This window comes from Sorangium sp. So ce1014, from assembly GCF_051521505.1.
In the GTDB taxonomy this organism is placed as follows: Bacteria; Myxococcota_A; Polyangia; order Polyangiales; family Polyangiaceae; genus Sorangium.
The window spans coordinates 7,412,065-7,436,674 of record NZ_CP150356.1; the positions used below are offsets into that span (position 1 = coordinate 7,412,065).

Sequence of the window (24,610 nt, forward strand, 5' to 3'; positions counted from 1 at the left end):
CCGGAAGTCATGAGGTCATGAGCATGCAGACACTGGTGCAAACGCCGGAGTCGACGCTACCGTTACCCACCGGAAAGGGAGGTCCGCCCTCGCGAGGCGCGCCGGGCGCGTCGCTGAACGCCGTCCAGGCGAACGTCAGCTACCAGTTCCTCGCGAGCCGCGACGCCGCCGGCATCTGCTCGCCGATCGAGCTCGGACAGGGGAAATTCGCCAAGGTTTTCCGGGGCATGCAGCTGAGCGCCGGTCAGAACGTGCGGTTCGTGGCGATCAAGGTGCTCCACGACTTCGCGAACAGCGCCGACGAGCGGCTCTTCAAGCAGGAGATCGAGCTGCTCAAGGAGATGACCACCGAATCCGGCGTGAACGTGGTCAGCACGCTCGACATCATCCAGCTCGATCCGATGGTGATGTGCGGCTGCGGCAACGTCTACCACCCCGCCTGTCCGAAGGGGTGCGACGTGCTGCTGGGGCGCAAGGACAAGCCCGCGGAGAAGCACCCTTCGCTGCACTGCCACGCCTGCGGCTACGAGCTCTCGGGCCGCTACATCAATCAGCAGTTCTTCGAGCTCCTCCTCCCCCCCGCGAAGCGCTGCTGCCAGCACGGCCCCACGGCCAGCTCCGGGAGGATCCTGAACTTCGTCCATCGCGAGGCCATCGTGATGGAGCTCCTCGAGGTCAACCTTGTCGACTTCGTCGGGCGCCGCCGCGGCGAGCTCCAGGCCCTGTGCGCGCGCCACGCTCAGCCGTGGATCGAGCTCGACCCGAGGGCCCAGCGCGGCGACCCATGGTACCGGCGGGCGCGCACCTGGATCGAGGACGTGTGGCGGCAGGACCGGACTCACGTGCTCCTCCACAAGGCGATCTTGCTCGAGAAGGTCCGGCTCATGGTGGAGCTCGCCGAGTCGGTCGCGTGGCTGCACAGCGAAAAGAGCATCGTGCACAAGGACCTCGCCCCCGACAACCTGATGGTGAGCCTCGCGAGCGCCGAGGCCGCCGACCGGCAGCGCGAGGCGGAGAGCGACTTCCGGGATGCGCTCGACGACATGATCAGCTCCCCTCGCTTCCACATCCGGGTCATCGACTTCGGCCTGTCCGACAAGAACGAGCTGACGAGGAGCTGGTACGAGGACGAGGTGAGCGGCGGAAGCGTCAAGCACCCGTTTCTCTCGCCAGAGGCCTGCCGGAGCCGGATCCGCGTCGGGCCGCCGATCACGATCGAGGGAGATCGCTTCCGGGTCCCCAGGGCCATCGCGGCGGACCTGATGGAGACCGACATCCTGGCCGACCAGCGAGACCAGGAGCACAACCATGACCTGGAGATCGTCCGGATCGAGAGGGACGCGACGAGCGGCGAGCTCGTCGCCGCCTTCCAGGGTGAACCGTCGCAGAACACCCACAACCAGCAGTTCGAGCTGGTGCGCCGCCTCGGCGAGGCGCACGATCTCTACGCGGTCGGCGCGCTCTTCTACTTCATCCTCACGGAGCAGCAGCAGGACGTGGAGGCGCTCGGCAAGTTCGTGGGCTCCCTGGAGGACGTGCCTTTGCCCCTCACGCCGAGCGCGCTGGCGAAGAACGATCATTACCTGAAGCGCCGCAATGCCATCCCCGAGAAGTTCTGGCAGGACGAGCTGATGGTGCTGATTCTCCGGGCCATGGTGCGAGGCCGGCCGGAGAGCCTGAAGCCGAGCCGTATCGCCCGGGACGCGTCGGCCGCGCGGCAGCTCCTGCGCGAGACCCGGAAGATCTATTACGGGATCCAGCAGGAGATCCTCTCGGCGCCGCGCGTGGCGAGGCTTCAACGAATGCTGCTCGTCGGGGCGGCGGTTGCCTTTGGCGTGACGCTCTTCCTGGTCATCACCCTCGTCGCGCTGGCGCGATACCAGGGGTAAGCTCCGCGCCTCACGCTGCCCCGCCGGCCGCGCGGCCCGGGCCTGGGGTGGACGACGACCGAGGCCCGCCCGCCGACGAGGGAGGGCGACGCGCTGACGGGCGGCTCCGCGGGGGCCGCGTTCGGGGTAGAGGGCGTGAGGGCGCTCGCGTAGAGTGGACCCCCGGATGACAGGGAGGCGGCCAGCGGGCGGCATCGACGTGCTCGTCATCACCGCGCTGCAGCTCGAGCTCGATGCGGTCCTCGCGCTGGGCGAGGGCGGAGAGCGCGGGTGGCAGGAGGCCTGGGACCCGAGCGGGTTCCGCTACCATCGCCGTGAGATCCCGCGCGATCCCTCGCGCGGCAGCGCGCCCCTCCGCGTCGCGGCGGCGTGGTCCGGGCAGCTGGGGGAGGCCGCCGCGGCGGTCCGGGCGACGCACATCGTGGGCCACCTCGACCCGGCGTGCCTCGCGATGTGCGGCCTCAAGATGCAGGCGCGGCTCCGGGGCGAGATCGTCGGCGTCGAGCTGAGCGTCGTTCGGAGCCGGGGGGGGTCGCTCTCGCCGGGCACGACCTCCGGGGAAAGGACCTGTCGGGGCAGGATCTGCGCGAGGCGAACCCCTCCGGGGCGATGCTGTCGGACGCGCGGCTGGTCGAGACGAGGCTGGAGGGCGCGTCGCTCGCAGAAGCGGCGTGCAGCGCCCAGGAACCAGGGGGGTTTTCCACATTTCACGCGAACAACTGGAGAAAATCGATGGCAGATAGACAGAGATCTCACGGAGTCACCCCAGCGCGGCGTAACACCTCGTGCTCCTTGCTCGAGCTGCCCAGGCCGAGGCTCGGCCGCCCGCCGCGGGCATCCTTCATCGCCGCGGTGATCGCGCTGATCACGTGCGCATCGGGGCGCCCCGCGCTGGCCGCAGACCCGGCGCCTGACGGACGATGGGTCTCCTCATGGCACAGCAGCCCGACCCCGGGCGGCACGTTCAACTCGCAGGATTGTCCCTCGGATGTCGGCCTCGCCGGCCAGACGGTCCGGAACATCGTCCGGCTGAGCGCCGGCGGGAGCTCGGTGCGCGTGCGGATCTCCAACGCCGGCGGCAGCGAGCCGCTCAAGGTAGGCGCAGCGTCGGTCGCCGCCTCGACGGGTGGCGCAGCCACGGTCGCCGGGACGTCGAAGCCGCTGCGCTTCGCCGGTCAAGCCTCGATCGTCATCGCCGCGGGAGGCGAAGCGGTGAGCGACCCTGTGGCCCTGAATGTGCAGCCCCTGCAGACTCTGGCGGTGAACATCTACCTTCCGGCCAAGACCGGGCCGGCCACGCAGCACTATTTCGCGTCGCAGGACAGCTTCCTCGCCGCCGGCAATCAAACCGCGGCCGGCGCCGACAAGCAGTTCACGCGGAAGGTCTCGTGCTGGATGTTCCTGTCGGGCGTCGATGTCAAGGCCGCGCCGAACGTCGTCGGCACCCTGATCGCGCTCGGCGACTCGATCACGGATGGATATCTCTCGACCAAGAACAACAACCAGCGCTACCCCGATTTCCTCGCGCAGCGCCTGGCCAGCCGGAAGGGGCAGACCCTCTCCGTGGTCAACGCCGGGATCATCGGGAACGAGCTGCTCACCGTCCGTCCCCAGCTCCAGTTCGGGTATCCTGTTCCAGCCCGCCTCGCGCGCGACGTGCTGACCCAGCCCGGCGCGCGTGCGGTCATCCTGCTGGCGGGCATCAACGATATCGGCGACCGCTCCGCCAAGGCCGCGGATCTGATCCCGGTCTACCAGCAGATCATCCAGGCTGCCCGCGCCGCGGGGCTCAAGATCTACGGCGGCACCCTGGTGCCATTCGCTGGCTCGACCGGGACCTACAAGGGCGACTATGGGACTGCCAAGGGCGAACAGGAGCGCCAGAAGCTGAACGCCTGGATCCGCACCAGCGGCGCCTTCGACGGCGTGGTCGACTTCGACAAGGCGCTGCGAGACCCGTCGGATCCGAGCCGCCTCCTCCCGGCCTACGACGCGGACAAGCTGCACCCGAACGACGCCGGGTACCAGGCGATGGCGAACGCGGTGAACCTGGACGCGATCATCGCCGACGTCGTGAAGGCGAACTCGCCGTAACCTCTTCAGCCCCGGCGCCGCAGGCGCGCCGCGGCGTAGAAGGCCGGTGAGTCGCCGCCCACGGGAGGAGGCGGCCCACCGGCCTTCGACTCAAAGGACGCGGCCCACCGGCCTTCGGCTCAAGCCCTCTTCGCGGCCGTGACCGGGTCCACGTACGGCGCGACGGCGAGCTGCTCCCACGTGTTGTGGAGACCGTCGAGGTACATCACCGGCACCCCGGAGAGATCCGCGTCGTCGAGGCAGTTCAGGTTGATGGAGCAGTACTCCCCGCCGAGCTCAGGGAGGTTGCCGTGGCCGAAGACGCGGATCCCGCAGGTCTTGCAGAAGCGGGCGTGGCCGGCCTCGGACCGCGAGTGGTCGCCGAGGACGTCCTCGCCGGCGACGAGACGGAAGGCGCTCGGCTTCACGATGACGCCCCACCACCTGGTCTTCGCGCAGATGGTGCAGTTGCACTGCGTCGTCCCGGCGCTCGGGTCGAAGTCGGCCTCGAAGCGAACGGCGCGGCAGGCGCAGCTTCCCCGGTGGGTCCGGGGGCCGGGGGTCGTCGTGGTTTGCGCGGAAGCGGCGTTGCTCATGGGCGGTAACTCCAGGGATGAGGGGGCGGGACGCCTTCAGGCGCCTCGCCCGCGGGTTGAGAGGAGGCTACACTCAATTGCGGACAGATTCGGTCCGCAAGGTTCACCGAGGAGGAGCGGCACGTGATCCAGACCTCCGCGCGGCTGCTGAAGCTGCTGTCGCTGCTCCAGTCCCGGCGCTTCTGGACGGGCGGGGAGCTCGCCCGCGAGCTCGAGATCACCGAGCGCAGCGTCCGGCGCGACGTGGACCGGCTCCGGAGCCTCGGGTACCCGGTGCACGCGGCCCCCGGGATCGGCGGCGGCTACCAGCTCGGCGCCGGCAAGGAGCTGCCGCCGCTGCCGCTCGAGGACGACGAGGCGGTCGCCGTCGCCGTGGGGCTGCGCGCCGCCACGACCGGCCCCGTGAAGGGGCTCGAGGAGGCGTCGGTCCGCGCGCTCGCGAAGCTCGAGCAGGTGCTCCCCAAGCGGCTCCGGCGCAAGGTGAGCGCGCTGGACGCCGTGAGCGTACGGCTGGGCGAGCGCGGGCCCGGCTTCGACGCGGACGCGCTGGCCGTGATGGCGAACGCCTGCCGCGATTCCGAGGTCCTGCGCTTCGAGTACAGCAGCCACGACGGCACGGCGAGCGCGCGCGTCGTCGAGCCCTACCGGCTCGTCCACACGAGCCGCCGCTGGTACCTGCTGGCGTACGACCTCGATCGGGGAGCGTGGCGGACGTTCCGCGTCGATCGCATCCAGGGCAGGCCGAGGACCGGCGGTCGCTTCAAGCCGCGCCCGCTGCCCGCCGACGACGTGGCCGCCTACGTGTCGCAGTCGGTCTCGACGGACGCGTACCCGTTCCGCGCGCGCGTGACGGTGCACGCCGCCGCGGACGCCGTCTCGGCGCAGCTGTCCGGCGTGGCAGGGCGCATCGAGGCGCTGGGGCCGGACCGCTGCGTGGTCCACACCGGCGGCGGGAGCCTCGAGGCGCTCGCGTTCCACCTCGGGTTCATGGGGTTCGACTTCGAGGTGCACGAGCCGCGGGAGCTCATCGAGGTCCTGCGCCGCCTGGCCGACCGCCTCGGTCGGGCGGCGGGGCGGGCCGGAGCGGCGGCGCCGGACCCGGGCGCCCGGTGAAGGCGATCCCATTCAATCCGAGAGCGCCGCCGCCATCGCCGCGTCGAGCCCTGCCCCCCGCCCCTCGGCGAAGCGCGCCTCGTACGCGGCATCCCCGAGCGCCGCGCGCGCGGCCCCGGCGCACGCGACGAGCGCCGGCCGCTCGATGGGCGGCACCGGCGTGCCGATGGCCTCGCGGAGCGCCGCCGCGCCGCCGAGGAGGCGGGCGCCGCGCTCCGGCTTCCCCGCCCACACCGCCGCGCGCGCGAGCGCCTCCAGGACGCTCGCCGACCGCCAGAGATCGCCGAGCTCCCGGTGCAGCCGCAGGCTCGCCCGCAGGCGCCGGCCCGCGAGGGCGAGATCGCCGCGCTCGATCGCGACGAGCCCCAGGAGGTTGCTCGTCCAGGCGATCCCCTCCTTGAACTTCACCTGCTGCGACAGGCCCTCGCTCTCCTCGCAGAGGCGGACCGCCTCGTCGAGATCCTCGCGGTAGAACGCCGCGCAGCCGAGGTAGAGCAGCGCCGTCGCGGTCGCCTCGCGATCGCCCGCGCTGCGGAGCTGCGGCAGCGCGAGGCGGCAGGCGCCCTCCGCGCGCGCGGTGTCGCCCGAGAGCCACGCCGCGAAGCCCGAGTAGCCGAGCGCGCGCGCCGCCTCGAGCGTGTCACCGCGGCGCGTGGCCAGCGCGAGGCTCTCGCCGTGCAGCGAGAGCGCGCGCTCGTAGTCGCCCTGCTCGCGGGCCACGCTCCCGAGGATCTGGATCACCGAGGCGAGCCCGCGCTCGTCCCCGAGCTCGCGGTAGAGCGCCGCGCCCCGCTCGAGCAGCGCGCGCGCCTCGCGGTAGTCGCACTGGAGGAGCGCGAGCGTCCCCGCGCCCCGGAGCGCCGAGGCCACGTGCTCCGGCGCGACGCCCGCGGCGGCCCCGAGCGCCCGGCGGAGCCACGCGCGGCCCTCCTGGTAGTGCCCGTGGATGTACCAGAACCGCGCCATCGCGGCGGCGAGCCGGACCGCAGCGCCCGCGTCGCCGCCCTCGATCGCGAGCTCCAGGGCGAGGCGGAGGTTGTCGTGCTCGAGGTCGAGCGCCGCGAGCCACGCGGCCTGCTCGGGCCCGCGGAGCGCCTCGGCCGCGCGCTCGGCGAGCTCCAGCGAGAGCTCCACGAAGCGCCGGTTGCACGCCGCGGCGGCGCCCTCCTCCGCGAGCCGATCGAGGCCGTACTCGCGGAGGATCGCGAGCATCTGGAACCGGGGCTCCTCGCCCGCGGCCTGGAGCAGCAGGCTCTTGTCGATCAGCGACTCGAGGATCCCGAGCGTGTCGAGCGCCGGGTCGCGGAAGGCGCACATCAGGTCCGCCATCGCCAGCGAGAAGCCGCCCGCGAAGACGGCGAGCGTGCGGAAGGCGAGCTGCTCCTCCGGCTCCAGCAGGCCGTAGCTCCAGTCGATGGCGGCGCGCATGGTCTGCTGGCGCTCGGGCAGGTCGCGCGCGCCGCCCGTGAGCAGGCGGAACGAGCCCGCGGCCGCGGAGGGGCGCCCGGCGGCGCCGCGGTCGCGGAAGCGCGCGAGCAGCGCCGCGGGGGTGAGGACCCGGAGGCGCGAGGCGGCGAGCTCGATCGCGAGCGGCAGGCCGTCGAGGCGCGCGCAGATCTCCACGACGTCGGCGACGTTCTCGGGGCCGAGCTGGAAGCCGGGCTTGATCGCGGCGGCCCGGCGGCAGAACAGGCTCACCGCCGAGCTGGCCAGCGCGCCAGAGACCGTGACCCCGCGCGGCTCCGGCAGCTCCAGCGGCGGCACGACGTAGCGCCGCTCGCCCGAGAGGTTCAGCGCGGCGCGGCTCGTCACGAGGAGCGACAGGCGCGAGCAGCTCGCGGCGAGGTGCGCGATCGCCGGCGCCGCGGCCGTCAGGTGCTCGAGGTTGTCGAGCAGGAGCAGGAGCCGGCGGTCGCGGAGGAAATGCACCACGCGCTCCAGCTCCGGCCGCGCGCCGCCGTCGCCGAGGTTGAGCGCCTGCGCGATCGCCGAGGGCACGAGCGCCGGCTCGCGCAGCGACGCGAGGGGGACGAAGCAGACGCCGCCGGAGAACACGGGGACGAGGTCCTCCGCGACCTGGAGCGCGAGCCGGGTCTTGCCGGTGCCGCCGACGCCGGTGAGCGTGAGCAGGCCGGCCCTCGGATCGAGCAGGAGCGAGGCGATCTCGGCGCGCTCGCGGGCGCGGCCCACGAACGGCGTGCGCTGGACCGGCAGGTTGTGGCGAGGCCGCTCGGCCTCCGGCGAGGCGCCCAGCGGCGGCGAGGCGCCCAGCGGCGGCGAGGCGCCCAGCGGCGGCGAGGCGCCCAGCGGCGGCGAGGCGCCCAGCGGCGGCGAGGCGCCCAGCGGCGGCGAAGCGCCCAGCGGCGGCGAGGCGCCCAGCGGCGGGCCCAGCCACGCCGGTGGAGGTCCGGGATCGTGGGGTGTGCCGCCGGGGAAAGGCTGGGAGGGGGCCTCGACCGTCCCCGCGAGCTCCATCGTGTAGGTGCGGAGCATCTCGGTCGCCGCGGGGTCTCCAGCCGACCACGGCCCCCCCGCGCCGGGCGGCTCGGCGGGCGCGCTGACCGCCTCGAGCGCGGCGCGCAGCTCGAGGCTCTGCTCGCGGACCGACGGGAAGCGCCCGGCGGGGTCGCGGTCGCACGACCGCAAGAACCACGCGTCGAACGCGGGCGGGAGCCACCGCCAGCGCGTCGACGGCGGGTAGAGCCGCATGACGAGCAGCGCCACCATCAGCTCGGCCATGCTGTTCGCCGTCCAGTAGATGTCGCCGGTCAGGAGCCGCACGGCGATGAGCCCGATCGCCCACACGTCCGCCGCGGGGCCGAGCTGGTCCGAGCGCCCGCGCGCCTGCTCGGGGGCCATGTAGATGGGCGTGCCGATGGCCATCCCCGTCGCCGTGACGCTGCCCGACGCGCCGAGCGCGCCGGGTTCGATCTCCTTGACCAGCCCGAGATCGAGGATCTTCACGCGCTCCCGGCCGTCGTCGCCGATCGCAAGGAAGAGGTTCGCGGGCTTGAGGTCACGGTGGAAGAGGCCCTGCGCGTGGGCGACCTCGAGGGCGTCGGCGACCTCGCCGAGCCAGCGCTGCACCTCGGCGGGCGAGCGCTTGCCCTGGGTGGTGACGAGGTGCTCGAGGTCGTGGCCCCGGAGCAGCTCCATCACCAGGAAGGGCGCGCCGTCGAGCTCGGGGGCGACCCCGGCGTCGACCATGCGCACGAACCCGGGCGCGTCGAGGAGCCTCATCGCCCGGATCTCGCGCTGGAAGCGGGAAGCCGCCGCGTCTCCGGCCGCGTGCGTCCGGAGCAGGACCTTCACCGCGACCCGGCCGCCGCCGTCGAGGTCGTCGGCCATGTAGACCACGCCCGCGCCGCCCCGGCCGATCTCGCTCAGGAGACGGTAGCGGCCACCGAGGACGATCAGGCGATCTGGGGAGCGCATCGGGCGGCCGCGGTAGGGACGATCTCGCGAGGGCCCGCGGCGCCGGCAGCCTACCACACGGCGCCCGCGGCCCGCCCTCGGCCGCTGCCGATCCCGGGTGATGTATCGGCGGGAGGAAGCGGATGTCCGTGGCATTGAACGGCGAGATCGCGCTGGTGGTGGGCGGCCGCACAAGGATCGGGCATCGACGGAGGCCAGCTGCCGCGGCAGGCGTACCGCCGCAATTGCACGACGGAGCCGTCATCACCGCGCGCCGTCAGCAGGTCGACCCGCCGCGCGGCCCGAAGCCGCGGATGCTCTTCGAGCGTCTGCTCGATGAGGGGGGTGTTCAGGCTCACCGGCGCGATGGTCATCAGCCAGCCCGAGCGAGAGCGCATTGACCAGCTTGCGCGTCGACACCCCTCCCGGCGCGACGGGAGGCCGGTCCGCGTCGGGCTGCGCCCCCTGCCCGAGGGGACGCCAATCGTCATCGAGTGGAGCTCGTCGAGGGGCGCGCGAGCGCTCGCCGGGCTGACCGGCGCGGCGTTGCAGGCGTGCCAGCTGATCCGGTAGAGTTGCGTCCGGGGGGAAGAGCAGTCCGCAAGAACTCCGTCGGTTGGCCGACCTCGCGCGGCGCAATTCTGTTGACAATCCACGGCCCCCCCAAATGACATCGCTTCGATGTTCGGCAACAAAAGCATAACAGCCAATTAGTGCTCGAGCTCCGCAGCCAAACAACTAGTCATAAACCACACAATTCAACCATAGTGACCCCAAACACAGCACGCAAATGCGCCCCGGAGCTCGCACATGACACAGAGCACCCCCACATCTACTCCGCTCACCCCTGAGGACTTTCGCCAGATTCGCTGGCCTGAACTTGCGGTGCGCTCCCGCGTCGATCTAGCACGCGCCCGCGCAACGACAGCAAGGTGGTTATCCGATCCAACAATGACTCTTGCAGCACGTCCGCTTGGGCTGCTTGATTCACTGCTTAAGTTACGCACGGATCTTCGAGAGACCGCTGACGCTCCGTACTACGGTACGTCTGCGTTTAATTCCATCATTATTAGTGACCTGCTCGCGCTCCTATCGTTCCTTGAGGATCCTGAGCCGAATATATTTCGAGCGCGCGCCACCGATCTCGCATGGTGGCAGGGACGCAAATGCTCGCACAAAGCTGTAGAGACGGCCGTTTCAGACTATCTTGCATTGGCACGCATCACCCTCGATCTTGAGCATTGGCTCGAATCATTCGAGTTTCTTAGTCGAGCAGCAGCCATGGCTTCTCACCTCGGGAGAGGCGGACCGATCCATCGCCGCGCACTCGACACGGCATTCGAAATAATGACATCGATCGACAACGATCCACTATATTTTTCCGCCCGGACGGCACAGCTGCTCATCGAGCATCGATACTCTTGCCCCAAGGCAGTAGGCGACGCTATTCAAAGAGCTGCAGAGCACGCCCTTTCCAGGAGCGACTTCCATCGCGCCCGAGATCTACTCGATATCGTGTTGCAAGCACGACACCGCCAGAACGATCAAGCCGCTGCCCAACAAACGCGCATCGAGATCGCTTCAACACTCGAATCGCATGCAGCCGATCAGGAATCTCGTGGGGAACTATTGGTAGCCTCTGCCTTCCAAAGGGATGCTGTGGAAGCATGGCGGGCCGTGAGTGGCGCAAAGAAGGAGTCGTACCGCGCGCGCGTTGAACTACAAAGACTACAACGACTATCCGTTCAGCAGCTTTCAGAAAACGCACATTCTCAGAAGACCGACATGTCGTCTATTGCCATGGGTGCCCGTGCTCGCGTCAGTGGGAAGCCATGGTTAAACGCGATTGTGGAACTTTCTCTTTTTAGACCGCCTAATATGCCATTGGACGAACTGCGCGAATCAGCGAAGAAGCGCGTGGAAGAGTTCAAATTTTATTCTCTGTTTCCGGCTACACACATAAGTTACACTGGGCGCGCTGTCCATGAACGACCCGCCGGGTTAGACGATCCCGATGCGGCACTCGATGCTGCCATTAGGCTGGACCTGTCGATGCTTCAGCAGACCATTGCCATTGGTGGAATCATTCCCGCGATCGAAGCCATTCAACTCGAACACGGCCTAACAAGCGGACTTCTTCTGGGGCCGGTATCGCGCAGCCCATTTGTTCCTCCAGACAGGGCGACATCTTTCGCTCGCGGCATCGCGCTGGGCTTTCAGAAGGAATTTATTGTGGCAGCACACATTCTCATGCCTCAATTCGAGAATTCGTTGCGTCACCAACTTGAGCTGCGCGGCGCTGTCGTGAGCACGCTACCTCCGTCAGGAGGACAAAACGAATTCCACCTCGGTGCACTTCTCGACACGGAGGAGGCAAAGGATTTTTTAGGGGAAAGCGAGTTGTTCGAAATCAAATCATTGCTGGTGGACAAGGCCGGAACCAACCTCCGCAATGAGCTTGCCCACGGATTGTTGCCTGATGGGGCCAAAGCTACGCATATTATCTATTTTTGGTGGAAAGTTGTACAGTACGTGTTCCTGCCTTTAGCTCCTCCCTCGTCGTTAGCCACAGATGATATTGATGACGGCTCCCAGACCGATTCGAACGAGGCGGGTGCGCTAGCGGGTGGAGAGCAGGATGGGAGCCCGGCCCCTGGCTCTTGATATATTATGAACGGAATTATGTTTGGCCCTTCGCTTGCGCGTCTCGAGCTAGATTTGTCTCCGTCTGACCTCCGTGTGCCCCGACGTCAGGGCACGGGGTTCTACGAGAAGGATCGAGAGGGGACGAGAAGAGTGGAGCTCTCGAGGGCCGTTGACACCGCTCCGAGGCCTCTCCGACTCGGTGTCTGCCGTATCTCTCGCGCATGCACCCCGCAGATTCAGCTCCGGGTTCGATTCCCGCCGCCTCCACTCAGAAGACACGGCGAGAACCGTGAGCGGCGCGCGGGAGCGCGGCGCGATCCGCCTCCGGCTCACAGCGACAGCTGTCCTCCATCGACCGCCAGGGAGTGCCCGCTCACCACCCGGGATCGGCAGCGGCCGAGGGCGGGGCGTGGGCGGCGTGTGGTAGGCTGTCGACGCCGCGGCCCCTCGCGAGATCGTCCCTACCGCGGCCGCCCGATGCGCTCCCCAGATCGCCTGATCGTCCTCGGTGGACGCTACCCTCTTCTGAGCGAGATCGGCCGGGGCGGCGCGGCGCGGGCGTCGTCTACATGGCCGACTCTTCTGTTTTTGTGTGCCCTGCGTGTGACCTGATAAAGTTCGGGTCCCCAGACCCTGTGGTGCAGGTATGAGCCGCAACGAGTTGCTGGACCGAATCTCCATCGACCCCAACGTCTGCTTCGGACGGGCCTGCATCCGCGGACACCGGATCTGGGTATCGCTCGTACTCGACTTCTTCGCCAGTGGCATGTCCGCCCAGGATGTGATAATCGAGTATGGCATCGAGGAACCCGACGTCCTCGCCTGCATCGCCTACGGCGCCGAGATGGCCCGGTTCGTCGATCTTCCGGTGCCACCGGATGGGCATCGACAGAGCTAGCTGGACAGGCTCGGAAGTCGCCTCGCAGAGTCGGAACTCCACAACGGGCACCTGACCGGTGGGGCCGACCCTGGGCCCGAACCGGCGTGCGCTCCAGGACAGGGTGCGGGTCGCCGAACGCATACAAACCTATCAAGTAGCCGCTGACCTGCGCAGCAAAACGCACTCCTTGGTCGGCCTCAATCATCTCGATCGCGCGCCGGTGTCCCCGCCCGATTGCCGCTCGGCATGGCCGAATTTGCCGCCCTCCCGGACGCCACCTCGCTGAGCCCGTCGTAAAGCTCCGCGCACTGTCCGGCGCGCCGTACCTCGTGCTGGAGCTCGCATGCCTCACACCAGACGTGCCTCGCGTGCCTGCGGCAGGCATGCCTCGCGGCAGGCGGGAGCCGAGGACCCCGTGTACAGGCACAGCGGAACGTCCCAGGAGCCGCTCGCCGGGACGACGGCCGGCTGGCGCCCACCCTGCGGGAGCACCGGAGGCAGAGGCAGCTCCTCTTGACGCGGGAGGGTATCTCCGTTGGCCGCGCAGAGAGTCGCAGTTGTTTATATATATCCGGAGACATGGAAGCGTTGGATGGAGGCAAGAGCGACGGAGCAAAAATTAGGCGGCATCTCCCTCTTCATCGCCTAACTCGGCTCAGAAGAGCCTCTCGCTTCGTCGGCCAAGAAGCTTCGCAACTAAATTTTACAATCGTAAGGCTACTCGGAAGCGTCGCCTTGCCCAATATCCACTCATTTTTTTGAGAACCATAGTACACCTCTCTCACGCGCTCGAACCAATCCAGAAATTCACGCGCTTCGAGGAGACGCAAATTGCCACTGGAGACCCACTCCTCATAACCGACCGACTTACCAAGCATCGGCTGACTGCACCACATCGGAGCAGGATCCGTAGGACTTCTAAAGCAGCAAAAATGAGACTCGTTGGTCGCGTACCCCGCAGGCGCGGTATCAAGCGGGACGATTCTTACATCGTCCAGATCTGGCGACTCATACAAGGAATCCTCATCGAATATCATTGGACACGCATACGACACATCGACGTTGGCAACATTCTTCAACCGAAGCAACGTCTCATGCTGCGAAATACCCGTCTCTCTGTTCGGCTTCAACGAGAGCTGAAACCTATAGTACGGCGTCTGAAAGTCGGGCGGCATAGCATAACTCCTCCGCCCAATCATCTCAGGACATTTATACTGAAGAAAGTAACCAAGATACAGAGACTGGACCGATGTGCCCCGTGTCGCAATCGCCGCCTCGAGCTCCTCACGAAATCGAGCCATGGGCACATTACTTCGCACCCAACCCTGGTCGAAACCCAGAAAGGCCTCCCGACGCTGCGACGGCTTTAAGATCCTAAGGAATTTCTTACCAAAATGAGCCTCGAACAGTTCAACAAACGCTCTGTAGTAATGCATTTCCAGGAGCGTTTCATTGATTTCTGACTTCATAGCCTGTCCATGACCGAAAGGAACCCACCCACTCCGACCACACGCGCGTGAGCGTACCGCGCACAATCCGTACTCGTCTACGGCAACGCAACCCGCCCAAGGTACGGTCCCTCGCGAGGCAGGATGCCTGGCCGGTTAGCGGTGAACGGCGACCCCCTATGGACATCCCGAGGCTCAGGGCGACCTCGCTCGCCATCCTGGCCGAGAAGGTTGGGGTCTACCGCAAGCGACGCCGCCGCTTGAGCACGGCGGCAAGGCGGCAATGGCCTCGGCGAAGCCGCGAGAACGCGGTCCCGATCGGCATCCCCAGGCTCCGGGCGACCTCGCTCACCTGCTCGGCCTCGCCGACGAGGATCAGCACCCGGCGCTCTCGTGGCTCGCGTTGCGAGAGCAAGAGCGGTCTGCGACGAAGGGTGGCTGGGCCCAGCAGCGAGCGGAGGAAACGGCCGTCGACGCCTCGGAACAGCCGTTCATGGTCGCGCGGCCGCGCGACGTGGCGCCTCGCCATCGCGGGCCCGGTCACGGCGCCTCCGGTCCGCCGAGGGGAGGCCCACCTAGGCCCAGCGCGCCCGCGCTGCGCGAAGCGCTCCCGCGCGCCGCGCGAAGCAGGTATGATCGAGACAGCGTGGAGGGACAGCGCCGAGCACCACCCAGAGCCCGCGCTCCAGCGCGGCGCGCGATCCCTCCGCGCCCGGAGGGCCGCCCCCTCGCCGCTCGCCAGGAGAGAGCGCCATGACCAGCCCCGTTGACGAGAGCGAAGTGTTCCTCATCCCGATGCCCGGCAAGCGCGTGGCGCGCATCCCCATCGCCGTCCTCGAGCGCTACCTCGACGACGAGACGCGCATGGTGCACGACCCCGGCGAGCCGGAGAGCGACGTGACCGCCCACGCGATGTCCGTCGACCCCGCGACGGGCGCGAGCGTCTGGCACACCGAATGGGAGCTGGGCCCCTGCGACTACACGGACGAGAGCGGATTCCCGCAGAGCGCCTACGCGTGGCACCGCCACCCGCTCGGGACCGAGTACACCGAGATCTACCAGAAGTGAGCGCACCTCGACCGGCCTTGCCCGTCGACGGGCGCGCGCCCCGCCGTCCGCATCGCCCCACCCGTCGTCCGCGCCGACCCGGAGCGCCGCTCCTCGTGGCGGGCGGCGGCGCGCTCGTCCTGGCCGCCGCCTGCATCGAGCGCGGCTACCCCCTCGCCGGGAGCGGGCAGGTCGAGCTCCGCGCCGACGTCGCCGGGCCGCTGTTCGCGGCGGACACGCTCGACGCGGCGGGCAGGCCGGTGCCGCCCCGCCAGAGCCCGTGGCGCACCGACGTCTCGCTCAAGCTCACCGAGGCGAACGAGCCGGCGTACGGCGCCTACGTCGAGGTCCGCGTGGTCCCGAGCGAGGCGCTCGCGCTGCAGCCGGCGGACGGCGCGGCGGGCGACGGGGCCTCGTGCGGCATGAAGGACGGCGCGTTCCGCTGCACCGCCGGCACGCAGGGCTACGCCGGCCTCACCGTGGCCTCCGAGGGCGACTGGTCCGGCGAGGCGCGGCTCGTCGTCGCCTGGGCCGACCGCACCGAGGAGCTCCCGATCACGGTGCTCCCCGCGGGCTTGCCGGAGGACGCCACAAACTTCGCGCTGATCGCGGGGGGCCTCGGCGAGAGCGACCGGGTGCTCGCGACGTACCTGCCCCTCGCGTGCACGCTCGGCCCCCTGCCGGACGACCTCGGCGCCACCTGGCGGCCGGGCGCGATCCGGTCGCGCGAGGCGCGCGTCCGCGCGTCGCCCCCCCAGGACGCGCCGGGCGTGGTGGAGCACGCCCCCGTGATCATCGAGTCGCTGCACAGCGAGGCCGCCCTCTCGCTCGCCCCGGATTGCCGCGAGCGGACCACGCGCCTGCGCGTGCTGCTCGGCGCGACCGGGGAGAGCCCGCCCTTCACCCTGTGCTTCAGCGACCTCGGCGGCGAGGTGACGCTCGCCGTGAGCTCGGGGCAGAAGGCGATCGAGCCGAATCCATCGCTCACCGTCGACCCCGAGCCGCGCCTGCTCCGCGTGCGCGCCCTCCGGAGCGTCGTGACCGCGGGGACGCCGGGTGATCTCTTCGAGGTGAGCGCCTACAACGCCGAGCGCGTGCGCATCGCCGTCCCCGTCGACCTCACCGTCGGCGATGACCAGGTGATCGCGCTCGGCGAGGCGTCCGTGACCCTGCGCGGCGAGGAGAGCGAGGCGACGATCATCCAGGGCATCGCGGTCGCGCCCGGGACGACGGTGCTGCGCGTGACGCCGCGCCTGCTCGCGCGCCCGGAGTGCTCCTCGGAGCCCATCACCGTCGTCGAACCGGAACCGGAGCCCGAACCCGAGCCCGAGCCGGAACCCGAACCCGAACCCGAACCCGAGCCCGAGCCCGAGCCCGAGCCCGAGCCCGAGCCGGAGCCGGAGCCGGAAGAAGAGAAGGGCTCGCCGTGAGCGCACGCAAGTCCTCGATATTCCTATCGATCCTCGCGCTCGCGGCCGCGCTCGCGGCGCCCGCCACCTCGCCGGCGCAGGACGAGCCCGAGACCGACGCCGGGGGAGCCGAGGGCGACGCGCCCGCGGGGAGCCCGGCCTCGGCGCGGAGCGCGGCGGGCGCGCTGCCGATGGCCGTCCCCGCCGACTTCGGCGGCAGCCTGCAGGTCGTGCGCGCCCCGGCGGGCACGACCGGCGCCGCGGCGTCGTCGGCGGGCGGACCGGAGATCTTCCCGGACGCGCGCCGCGTCTGGATGACTGTCCGCGACACAGATCCGGTCCCGATCGAGGCTGCCCGCCGCGGCGGCCGCTGGCTCTGCAGCGGCGGCGGCTGCGCGGCGCAGACCGGCGATCCCGGGCAGAGCCCCGTCGGCGATCAGGTCCTGCGCTCGATCAAGCTCCAGACCCCGACGCTGCCCCTCCCGCTCACGATCTGGGGGCGGCTCAGCGAGGACGGCCAGCGCCTGCTCGACTTCGATCCGGTGCTCCTCGGCCGCCGCTCGTACCGGCACATCTGCGCCTACCGGCCGGTCGCCGAGGTCGCGAGATCCCCCTCCGGCGCGCCGGCCGCGCCGTCTCCCGAGCGCGTCGACGTCTGCCGCGACGGCCGGCCCGAGCCGCCGCCGGCCGACGCGGGCGAGCTCACGCTGGGCATGCAGTGGCCGAAGCAGTCGGAGATGGCCGACTTCCACTACCTCGCCATCGTCGACAGCTGCGGCAACGCCCGGGTGCAGCCGTTCCAGCGCACGTTCACGGTGCCGGTCCTCGAGGTCGCCTCGGGCGCCTGCGGGCGCCCCGACGGCAAGGTGCTCCGCGTCTTCCCGGGCGGCGGCTGGCTCCGCGTCTCCGCCTTCAACCTCCACGCGCCCGCGGCGGGCAACGTGGTCAACGCGACGTACCGGGTCACGATCCCGCCGCTCGAGAACCTCGTCGAGTCGAACCCCGCGCGGCTGCTCTTCCCCGATCCGCTCGCCGACGACCTGAAGGTCGACTGCGGCCCCACGCCGATCGCGCAGCGCGCGGATCTCGGGGGCGCCCCGCCGGGGAGCCACCGTCCGCCCGGGCCCCGACCGCCGGCCGCCGCCCCGCCGGGGGGCCGGGCGCCCCCGCGTGCCGCGGCCGGTCCGGCGGCGGCGCAGGCCCCCTCGCCGGCGCCGCCGCTCGGCGCCCTGCCGCCGCGCCGGGCGCCCGACGTGGATCCGTCGCGCCCCGGGCCGCAGCCGCTCGCGCACGGCGCGGTCGTCATCTCGCCGGCGCCGCTCCGGCTGGGCAACTGCCGGATCCGGCTGACGGGCCAGACGAAGCACCGGCTCGTGGCGCCGCTCGCGCTCCACGTCTCGCTGACGCGCACCGACCAGCTGCGGGGCGGCGCGCCGATCGAGCTCCTCCAGGACGGCACGTGGATCGTCACGCCGAGCAGCGCGGAGTTCCCGCTGCCGCCGCTCGCAGAGGATTTCGACGGGGACGCGCGGCTCCGGCTGGCCGTCTACAGCCATCCGCTGAGCCCGCAGGGCAAGGTGGTGCTCCTCTCCGACGCGGGCCGCGTCGCGAGCTCGCTCCGCTCGAGCGAGCCCGGCGATCCGGAGCGCGCCCGGCGGCTCGTGGGGTCGGTGGCGATCCACTCGGTCCCGCTGTGCGGGGAGGACAACTTCGAGACGCTGGACGCCGCGGGGAGCTGCTTCCGCGCCTACCTGACCGTCCCGGCGATGCTCGCGACCCTGCAGGTCACCCGCGCGCCGTGGGTGGAGAAGCCCCTCGTCACGCGGAGCGTGCTCAGCGCGGTCGGCGTGGCGCTCGCTGTCGATCGCTACGACCCGGTGGAGCGCCGGGCCTTCCCGGTCGCCGCGCAGATCGGCGGCTTCGTGCAGACGCTCGGCGAGGGGCGGGTCGGGTTGCTCGGCTACGTGGGCGTCGCGCCGACGGTCCCGATCCTCGGCTCGGGGGGCAACACCACGTCGTTCGGCTTCCTGGCGGGGATCGGGCTGGAGTACATCACCAACGAGGCGGGGCCCGACGAAGGGCTCAAGCCGGCCGCGTTCGTCTCCGCGGTCGTGCAGGTGGGCCAGGCCGCCCCGCAGGTCTCCACGAGCGGCCGGGCGAGCTTCGGCACGTACGCGGGCGAGTGAGCCGCCGCGGCGCGCTCCACGGCGCGGCGCGCGCTCCGCGCTCTATGGCGCGGCGCGCGCTCGAGGATCGGGCAAGGCCTCGTCCAGCTCGTGGAGCAGGCGCCTGTCGATCGCGGGATCGAGCAGGGCCTCGTCGAGCAGCGTGCGCGCCTCGGGGAGGCGCCCCGCGAGCAGGAGCGCCCGGATCCAGAGCACCTTCCGCTCCATCCCGAAGGCGCTCTGCGGCATCTCGTGCTCGTAGCGCTCGAGCGCCGCGATCGCCCGGGTCGGCTCGCGCCGCTGCACCGCCGCGCTGCACGCCTCGAACAGGGCGATGTCGAGGCTGCCGCCGGGCACCTCGCTCTCGACCGCGGGCACGACCGGCGCCGGCGCGCGCTCCTCCCTGACGGGCGCCGGGACGCGCGCTCGCCGCTCGACGGGGGTGCGCCTCGGCGGCGCCTGGACGGGCTCCGGGGCCGGCGGCTCCTCGGGGGGCGCCGGCTCCTCGGGCGGCGCCGTCGGCTCGGCGAGCCGCGGTGGAGGCACGGCGGTGATGATCGCGGGCGCGAGGTGCCTCACCGTCGGTGGCGGCGGCTGCTCCGGGGTCCGGAGCGCCAGCCAGAGCGCCCCGGCCGCCGCCGTGGCCACGACGGGCGCGGCGACGAGGGGCCCGACGCCCGCGGTCGGCAGCAGCTGCCGGGCGAGCTTCACGAGCCCCTTGAGCCACGCCGCGGCTTCCTTCAGCGCCTTGCCGACGCCGCCGGCGGCCTTCCCTGCGCTGCCCTCCTTGAGCGCCCGCGCCGCCTCCTGCACGGCGCGGAGGGTCGACATCTGGACGTCGTCGGGCACGCGCGGCGCGACCCGGGTGGTGGCGAGGACCGCCGCCATGTCCAGGGGCAGCACGAAGCGCCGGCCCTCTTTCCTCCGCTCCTCGCGCCGTCGCTTCGCGACGACATCGTGGAACAGGTCGAGGGCGCGCGCGCGCCACTTGTACGCCGTGGACAGCGGGATGCCGCGCTGCTGCGCGAGATCCGCCATCGGGACGCCGCCGAGGTCGTGCTCGACGAGGATCGAGTGCGCGTCCACGTCGAGTTGATGCAGGAGCTCGAGCACCATGAGGCGCTCCTGGTCCGAGATCAACAGCTCGTCCGCGCTCTTGGACTCGTCGACGAGGACCGGGAACTCCTCCTCCTGCACCAGCTCCTCGTAGCGGTGCCGGGCGCGCTCCCGGTAGTGCGCGGCGGTGTGAACCGCGATCCGGTTCAGCCAGCGCTCGGGCCGGGAGATCTCAGGTTTGTAGTTATCAAAGCTCACATAGGCAGAGAGCAGGACGTCCTGCGCGAGGTCTCCACGGTCGCGCAGGGGAACTCCCAGGCGCGTCAGCCAGCGCCAGACGAGCGTGAATGTTTTTTCACGAAAGAGCAGCTCGAAGGCTCGCTCCTTCTCGGGGGGACCACCTTGGCCCGGGCGGCGAGGTCGTGTCATACACAAGAAAAATTCCGGGCGCGGAGGTGGGGTTACCGCCCGGGGCAGGCCACGAGCGGCGAGCGCGGGGGGCTGGCGACCGCTCGCAAGCGCCAGGAGGCCTGGATTCGCGCGGGATTCTCGCGCCGGCGGCGCCTCGAGGCGTCCCTGGACGCATCCGAAATTCGAATAATATTCGCGCGCATCATTCTTTTGGTGAATTGCTCTTTCCGGCTCGCTTCACGGACCTGAACGAGGCCTTGGGACGTAAGCGCTGGCCGGCGGGATCCGCCGAGATCGTCCCGTGGCGCGAGCCTGGAGCGGGCGCGGCGGGCGGCCCCAGCCGCAGGGCCGCGCGCCGGCACTGCCCACCACGCTCGGGCGCTGTTCGCGGCGCAACCGGAGGTGTCTGCGCGGCTCCGTGGCGCGTCGGACAGGCTGCCGCCCCGCTTCGCGACGGGGAGCGGGGGAGCAACATTCCGGGTGCGTGCGCGGGCGACTTGGGGCACCCTGGCGCTGCCACGCGGGTCCAGCGCATGAACCTCTCTGACTTTTCTCTCGCAGCCATCGCGGCGAGCTCGCGCCGCAACACCATCCGCGAGCTCTGGGACAGGCTGCACCTCCTGCCCGGGGGCAAGCGCCTGTTCAGCCGGCTCATCGGCGCGATGGCGCCGTACACCGGGACGATCCGGGCCGACATCGAGGTCCTCGAGCGCGGCCGCGCGGAGGTATCGATGCGCGACCGGCCCGGGCTGCGCAACCACCTCCGCTCGGTGCACGCCGTCGCGCTCGTCAACCTCGCCGAGCTCACCGCCAACACGGCGCTGGCCTACGCGCTGCCCGACGACGCGCGGTTCATCGTCGCGGGCCTCTCGATCGAGTACCTGAAGAAGGCGCGCGGGACGCTCCGCGCCGTCTGCGAGTGCCCTGTCCCGGACACGAGCGAACGCAGGGAGTTCCAGATCCCCGTGAGCCTGCGAGACGCGACAGGAGCCGAGGTCGCCCGCGCCGTCCTCCGCAGCCTCGTGGGTCCGAAGAAACAGCCCTGAGCCAGCAGCACACCTGAGCCAGCAGCACACCTGAGCCAGCAGCACACCCTGAGCCAGCAGCACACCTGAGCCAGCAGCGCCCCTGTGCCCGCAGCGCCCAGCGCTCCAGGCCCCCTGAGCTCCAGAGTCCCCTGCCCTCGGAGCAATCCTGTGCTTCGCGGCAATCCTGTGTCCCGAGCCACGCTTGGATATCGGGGTTCCGCTCACCTCACTCGAAACGTCTCACCCAGCACCACACCTGACCAGATTCCAGACAGCGGCTCGGACCAACGCACTCGACAAAGCGCGGTAGGGGTGTTTCGATTCTGCTCATGGAGAACCGCTCAAGGATGGTGGCGCTCGCCGCGACGGGGATCTGCGCGATCTTCGCGGCCTGCGGTGGGGCCGATGGCGGCTCGGTCTCCGGCGGCGGGACCGGGGGCGCGGCGGCGACTGGGGCCGGCGCGGGCTCGGGGACGAGCTCGGAGACCGGCTCGGGGACGAGCTCGGAGACCGGGTACGGCCCCGATGAACCGGGAGGAACCAACGCCGGGAACAGCAGCGGCGCGGGAGAGGGCGCCGGCGGTGACGCCTCGTGCGCGGGCGAGTCGAGCACCGCCGAGATCGTGCCGCTCGACCTCTACATCATGCTCGACGCGTCCGGGTCGATGGACGAGCGGCTCGCGGGGGGCGTCACAAAGTGGAACGCCGTGACCGAGGCGCTCGAGACCTTCTTCACCGACTCGCAATCGGAGGGGCTCGGCGTCGGGCTCCAGTACTTCCCGCTGCCCGACGATGACGTGCCGGACTCCTGCACGACCAACGCGCAGTGCGGCGACAACGGGCCGTGCGCGCTCCGGGTCTGTCGCGACACGTTCTCCACGAGGACGGAGTTCTGCGCCACGGACGCGGACTGCGCGGAGGGCGACGCGTGCGTGGACCTCGGCGTCTGTTCCCGGAACGGCGACCTCTGCGCGGCCCTGGGCGACGCCTGCGCCGGCCGCGGGGGCACGTGCATGAAGGTGACCCGGAGCAGCTGCGCGAACCCGGACTCGTGCGTCACCGAGGACTACGCGACGCCCGCCGTCTCGATCGAGCCGCTCGACGCCGCGCGGGCCGAGGAGCTCGTCCGGTCGATCGCCCGCACAGATCCCGAGGGGGGCACGCCCACCGCCGGCGCCCTGTCCGGCGCGCTCGCGCAGGCCCGCGCCCACGCCGCGGCGAACCCGACCCACCGGGTCGTCGCCGTGCTCGCCACCGACGGGATGCCCACCGAGTGCAAGCCGAAGGACGCCGACGGCCTGGCGGCGCTCGCGGCCGAGGGGGTGAGCGGCACGCCGAGCATCTCCACCTTCGTGATCGGCGTCTTCGACGGCAACGACGACGGCGCCCAGGCCACGATGGACCGCATCGCCGAGGGCGGCGGGACCGAGTCGGCCTTCTTCATCGACACGAACGAGGACGTGGCGCAGGCCTTCCTCGACGCGCTCAGCGCGATCCGCGGCAAGAGCCTGGCGTGCGAGTACCAGGTCCCGGCGCCGTCGGCCGGGCAGACGCTCGATTACGACACGCTCAACGTCCAGCACACCTCGCAGGACGGCGAGGCCTCGTCGACCATCTTCTACGTGGCCGACGAGGCGAGCTGCGACGCGGCCGGCGGCGGCTGGTACTACGACGTCGACCCCGCGACCGGCGGCGCGCCGACGAAGATCGTGATGTGCCCCGCGACCTGCACCCGGTTCCAGGAGGGCGGGCAGGTCCAGCTCCGCGTCGGCTGCAAGACCGAGATCCCGCCGGTCAACTGAGCCCCTTCCCCCTGCGCTCCCGGAGGGGACAGAGATCTTACTCTCTCTGTCCTCTCTGCCTCTCTGTGGCTCCAGTTCTCTGTGGTTCCAGCTCTTCACCCCCCACGACAGCGGGGACGAGCTCCGGGGATACGGAGCTGGCGGGAGCTCCGAGGAGCGCTGCCGCGCGCGGGCTTCAGGCGTCGAGCGCCGGGCGCGCGGCGGGGACCGGGGCGCGCGTGCGCAGCCAGAAGTACGCCGCCGACGCGGCGAAGAGCGCCGCGCAGAGGAAGGCGGTGGCGTAGCTGAAGCCGACGAAGAACTCGATCCACGAGAGCTTCGCCTGGCCGAAGCTCTTGTAGAGCAGCAGCGCCACGCTCCCGAGGTAGCCGAACGCGTCGGCCGCGGTGATCAGGAAGCCCGCCGTCGCCACCGAGCCCACCGCGGCGATGAGCCGGTCGAAGAGCACGCAGTTGAACGGGACATACCCCACGTAGAGCCCGAGCCCGACGCTGATCATCCAGGCGACCGGGCCGATGACGCCCGCCTGGTAGAGCGCGGTGCTCAGCCCGGCGAGCAGCGCGCCGGCGACCACGATGCCGTGGACCACGAGGAGCGCCGTGCGGTTGCTCCGGATCCCCATCATCACCGCGACCGAGAGGAGCGCGCCGATGGCCACGGGGATCTCGGCGGTCGTCAGGATCGCCGGCTGATCGGCGTAGTCGAGGGCGTCCCAGATCTCGCGGGCGAAATTGTCCCGGAAATCGCGGTAGGCCGTGAGGACGATGTAGCCGAGGACCAGGGTCGCGAGCCCGCCGGCGTTCGCCGCGACGAACGCGCGCCGCGCGGCGCGGTCCATCGGCGCGCGCCGGGTCCGGAGCGCCTCGTCGTCGGCCGTGGGCGGCGGGATCTGCGCGAGCATCCACACCGAGAGCAGCAGCGGCGGGAAGAAGAGCGCGCCCGTCACCGCGGGCATCCACACCTCCGGCACCCCCCAGCCGAGCGTCAGTTTGCCGACTGTCTTCACGAAGCCGCTGGCGACGATGAAGCTGGCGCAGAGGCCGGCGCCGAGCAGGTCGCTCACGCGGCGGCCCTCGAGGAAGCCGAAGACGAGCCCCCAGACCATGCCGAGCGGCAGCCCGTTCAGCACGAGGAAGACGGCGGCGTACGGGGCGGGGGCGAGCCCGAACAGGACGAGCGCGGCCTCGCTCACGCCGATGCACGTGAGGATGGCGAGGGCGCGCCGCTCGGGCCGCATCTCGGAGACGATCTTGATGCCGAGGAACTTCGAGGCGCAGTACCCGATCACCTGGGCGATGATGTAGAAGCTCTTCAGATCGAGGTCCGGGAGCAGCGGCAGCGCGACCGCGCCGTGGAAGGTCCCGACCGCGAACGGCTTGCGGAAGGCGTACATGCAGAAGTACGTCGCGAACGCGGCGAGCACGGCGAACGCCGAGAACACCGGGGCGGGCGCCCGTTCGAGCCATCTCGTCACGCTTCTCTGGGCCGGCATGGGAGCTCCGAGGAAGGCGCGAGGGTAATCACGGGTGCGCGGCAAGCGCATGGATTTTCGGTGCGGCGCGCGACCGTTCCCTTCGGCGCGCGTCCGTGCGAGACATGGATCCTGCGCCGTGACCCGCGGCGCGGCCGGGAG

16 protein-coding genes and 1 pseudogene are annotated in these 24,610 nt (G+C 70.5%); 11 read left to right on the forward strand and 6 right to left on the reverse strand.

What is annotated here, in order from left to right; all coding sequences use genetic code 11:
• Window positions 1–17 precede the first annotated feature (17 nt).
• The 3 genes and pseudogenes from WME75_RS27860 to WME75_RS27870 all read left to right on the forward strand — a co-directional run bounded on the left by WME75_RS27860 (window position 18) and on the right by WME75_RS27870 (window position 3,983).
• The gene (locus WME75_RS27860) at window positions 18–1,889 is read left to right on the forward strand and encodes a protein kinase (protein WP_437477166.1); all 1,872 of its coding nucleotides are present in this window, start codon (window positions 18–20) and stop codon (window positions 1,887–1,889) included.
• Between the two features lie 453 nt (window positions 1,890–2,342).
• Window positions 2,343–2,537 (forward strand): annotated as a pseudogene (locus WME75_RS27865) (pentapeptide repeat-containing protein); the annotation flags it as partial.
• A gap of 144 nt (window positions 2,538–2,681) precedes the next feature.
• Window positions 2,682–3,983, forward strand: coding sequence for an SGNH/GDSL hydrolase family protein (locus WME75_RS27870; protein WP_437494939.1), 1,302 nt, complete (start codon window positions 2,682–2,684; stop codon window positions 3,981–3,983).
• Between the two features lie 119 nt (window positions 3,984–4,102).
• On the opposite strand, the gene WME75_RS27875 is transcribed toward WME75_RS27870, so the two are convergent.
• A complete protein-coding gene (locus tag WME75_RS27875; protein WP_437477169.1) occupies window positions 4,103–4,558 on the reverse strand; it encodes a GFA family protein in 456 nt (151 codons plus the stop codon).
• A 123-nt stretch (window positions 4,559–4,681) separates the two neighbouring features.
• Between WME75_RS27875 and WME75_RS27880 the strand changes: the two genes are divergently transcribed.
• Window positions 4,682–5,671 (forward strand): helix-turn-helix transcriptional regulator, encoded by a 990-nt coding sequence (locus WME75_RS27880; protein ID WP_437477171.1) that lies wholly within the window; start codon window positions 4,682–4,684, stop codon window positions 5,669–5,671.
• A 12-nt stretch (window positions 5,672–5,683) separates the two neighbouring features.
• On the opposite strand, the gene WME75_RS27885 is transcribed toward WME75_RS27880, so the two are convergent.
• Both WME75_RS27885 and WME75_RS27890 read right to left on the reverse strand, forming a co-directional pair.
• Entirely contained in the window at window positions 5,684–9,106 is a 3,423-nt protein-coding gene (locus tag WME75_RS27885; protein ID WP_437477174.1) for a protein kinase domain-containing protein, read from the reverse strand.
• Window positions 9,107–9,156: 50 nt separating this feature from the next.
• Window positions 9,157–9,459 (reverse strand): hypothetical protein, encoded by a 303-nt coding sequence (locus tag WME75_RS27890; protein WP_437477177.1) that lies wholly within the window; start codon window positions 9,457–9,459, stop codon window positions 9,157–9,159.
• 436 nt (window positions 9,460–9,895) lie between these two features.
• Between WME75_RS27890 and WME75_RS27895 the strand changes: the two genes are divergently transcribed.
• Together WME75_RS27895 and WME75_RS27900 are read left to right on the forward strand one after the other, a co-directional pair.
• Complete coding sequence (locus tag WME75_RS27895; RefSeq protein ID WP_437477179.1) at window positions 9,896–11,749, forward strand: DUF4209 domain-containing protein; 1,854 nt, start codon at window positions 9,896–9,898, stop codon at window positions 11,747–11,749.
• A 628-nt stretch (window positions 11,750–12,377) separates the two neighbouring features.
• Window positions 12,378–12,629 (forward strand): DUF433 domain-containing protein, encoded by a 252-nt coding sequence (locus tag WME75_RS27900; protein WP_437477182.1) that lies wholly within the window; start codon window positions 12,378–12,380, stop codon window positions 12,627–12,629.
• A gap of 620 nt (window positions 12,630–13,249) precedes the next feature.
• Here WME75_RS27900 and WME75_RS27905 read toward each other — a convergent pair.
• Entirely contained in the window at window positions 13,250–14,080 is an 831-nt protein-coding gene (locus WME75_RS27905) for a hypothetical protein (RefSeq protein WP_437477185.1), read from the reverse strand.
• Window positions 14,081–14,812: 732 nt separating this feature from the next.
• Here WME75_RS27905 and WME75_RS27910 point away from each other — a divergent pair.
• From WME75_RS27910 to WME75_RS27920, 3 genes are all read left to right on the forward strand, one after another.
• Complete coding sequence (locus WME75_RS27910; RefSeq protein ID WP_437477188.1) at window positions 14,813–15,127, forward strand: hypothetical protein; 315 nt, start codon at window positions 14,813–14,815, stop codon at window positions 15,125–15,127.
• A 95-nt stretch (window positions 15,128–15,222) separates the two neighbouring features.
• Entirely contained in the window at window positions 15,223–16,536 is a 1,314-nt protein-coding gene (locus WME75_RS27915) for a hypothetical protein (protein ID WP_437477190.1), read from the forward strand.
• A complete protein-coding gene (locus WME75_RS27920) occupies window positions 16,533–18,701 on the forward strand; it encodes a hypothetical protein (RefSeq protein WP_437477193.1) in 2,169 nt (722 codons plus the stop codon). Before WME75_RS27915 ends, WME75_RS27920 begins: the two co-directional genes overlap by 4 nt.
• 42 nt (window positions 18,702–18,743) lie before the next feature.
• Here WME75_RS27920 and WME75_RS27925 read toward each other — a convergent pair whose 3' ends face one another.
• Complete coding sequence (locus WME75_RS27925) at window positions 18,744–20,165, reverse strand: RNA polymerase sigma factor (protein ID WP_437477196.1); 1,422 nt, start codon at window positions 20,163–20,165, stop codon at window positions 18,744–18,746.
• A 515-nt stretch (window positions 20,166–20,680) separates the two neighbouring features.
• Here WME75_RS27925 and WME75_RS27930 point away from each other — a divergent pair.
• Window positions 20,681–21,193, forward strand: coding sequence for a hotdog fold domain-containing protein (locus tag WME75_RS27930; RefSeq protein WP_437477198.1), 513 nt, complete (start codon window positions 20,681–20,683; stop codon window positions 21,191–21,193).
• 311 nt (window positions 21,194–21,504) lie between these two features.
• The gene (locus tag WME75_RS27935; protein WP_437477201.1) at window positions 21,505–22,977 is read left to right on the forward strand and encodes a VWA domain-containing protein; all 1,473 of its coding nucleotides are present in this window, start codon (window positions 21,505–21,507) and stop codon (window positions 22,975–22,977) included.
• Window positions 22,978–23,152: 175 nt separating this feature from the next.
• Here the strand turns inward: WME75_RS27935 and WME75_RS27940 are convergent, their stop codons facing one another.
• Complete coding sequence (locus tag WME75_RS27940; RefSeq protein ID WP_437477204.1) at window positions 23,153–24,469, reverse strand: DUF5690 family protein; 1,317 nt, start codon at window positions 24,467–24,469, stop codon at window positions 23,153–23,155.
• Window positions 24,470–24,610 lie beyond the last annotated feature (141 nt).

What these genes read in the sequence shown, in the direction of transcription:
- WME75_RS27860 (WP_437477166.1), top strand. Translation starts at nt 18, where the DNA reads ATGAGCATGCAGACACTGGTGCAAACGCCGGAGTCGACGCTACCGTTA.
- WME75_RS27875 (WP_437477169.1), bottom strand. Translation starts at nt 4,558, where the DNA reads ATGAGCAACGCCGCTTCCGCGCAAACCACGACGACCCCCGGCCCCCGG.
- WME75_RS27885 (WP_437477174.1), bottom strand. Translation starts at nt 9,106, where the DNA reads ATGCGCTCCCCAGATCGCCTGATCGTCCTCGGTGGCCGCTACCGTCTC.
- WME75_RS27890 (WP_437477177.1), bottom strand. Translation starts at nt 9,459, where the DNA reads ATGACCATCGCGCCGGTGAGCCTGAACACCCCCCTCATCGAGCAGACG.
- WME75_RS27895 (WP_437477179.1), top strand. Translation starts at nt 9,896, where the DNA reads ATGACACAGAGCACCCCCACATCTACTCCGCTCACCCCTGAGGACTTT.
- WME75_RS27900 (WP_437477182.1), top strand. Translation starts at nt 12,378, where the DNA reads ATGAGCCGCAACGAGTTGCTGGACCGAATCTCCATCGACCCCAACGTC.
- WME75_RS27905 (WP_437477185.1), bottom strand. Translation starts at nt 14,080, where the DNA reads ATGAAGTCAGAAATCAATGAAACGCTCCTGGAAATGCATTACTACAGA.
- WME75_RS27910 (WP_437477188.1), top strand. Translation starts at nt 14,813, where the DNA reads ATGACCAGCCCCGTTGACGAGAGCGAAGTGTTCCTCATCCCGATGCCC.
- WME75_RS27925 (WP_437477196.1), bottom strand. Translation starts at nt 20,165, where the DNA reads ATGACACGACCTCGCCGCCCGGGCCAAGGTGGTCCCCCCGAGAAGGAG.
- WME75_RS27930 (WP_437477198.1), top strand. Translation starts at nt 20,681, where the DNA reads ATGAACCTCTCTGACTTTTCTCTCGCAGCCATCGCGGCGAGCTCGCGC.
- WME75_RS27935 (WP_437477201.1), top strand. Translation starts at nt 21,505, where the DNA reads ATGGAGAACCGCTCAAGGATGGTGGCGCTCGCCGCGACGGGGATCTGC.
- WME75_RS27940 (WP_437477204.1), bottom strand. Translation starts at nt 24,469, where the DNA reads ATGCCGGCCCAGAGAAGCGTGACGAGATGGCTCGAACGGGCGCCCGCC.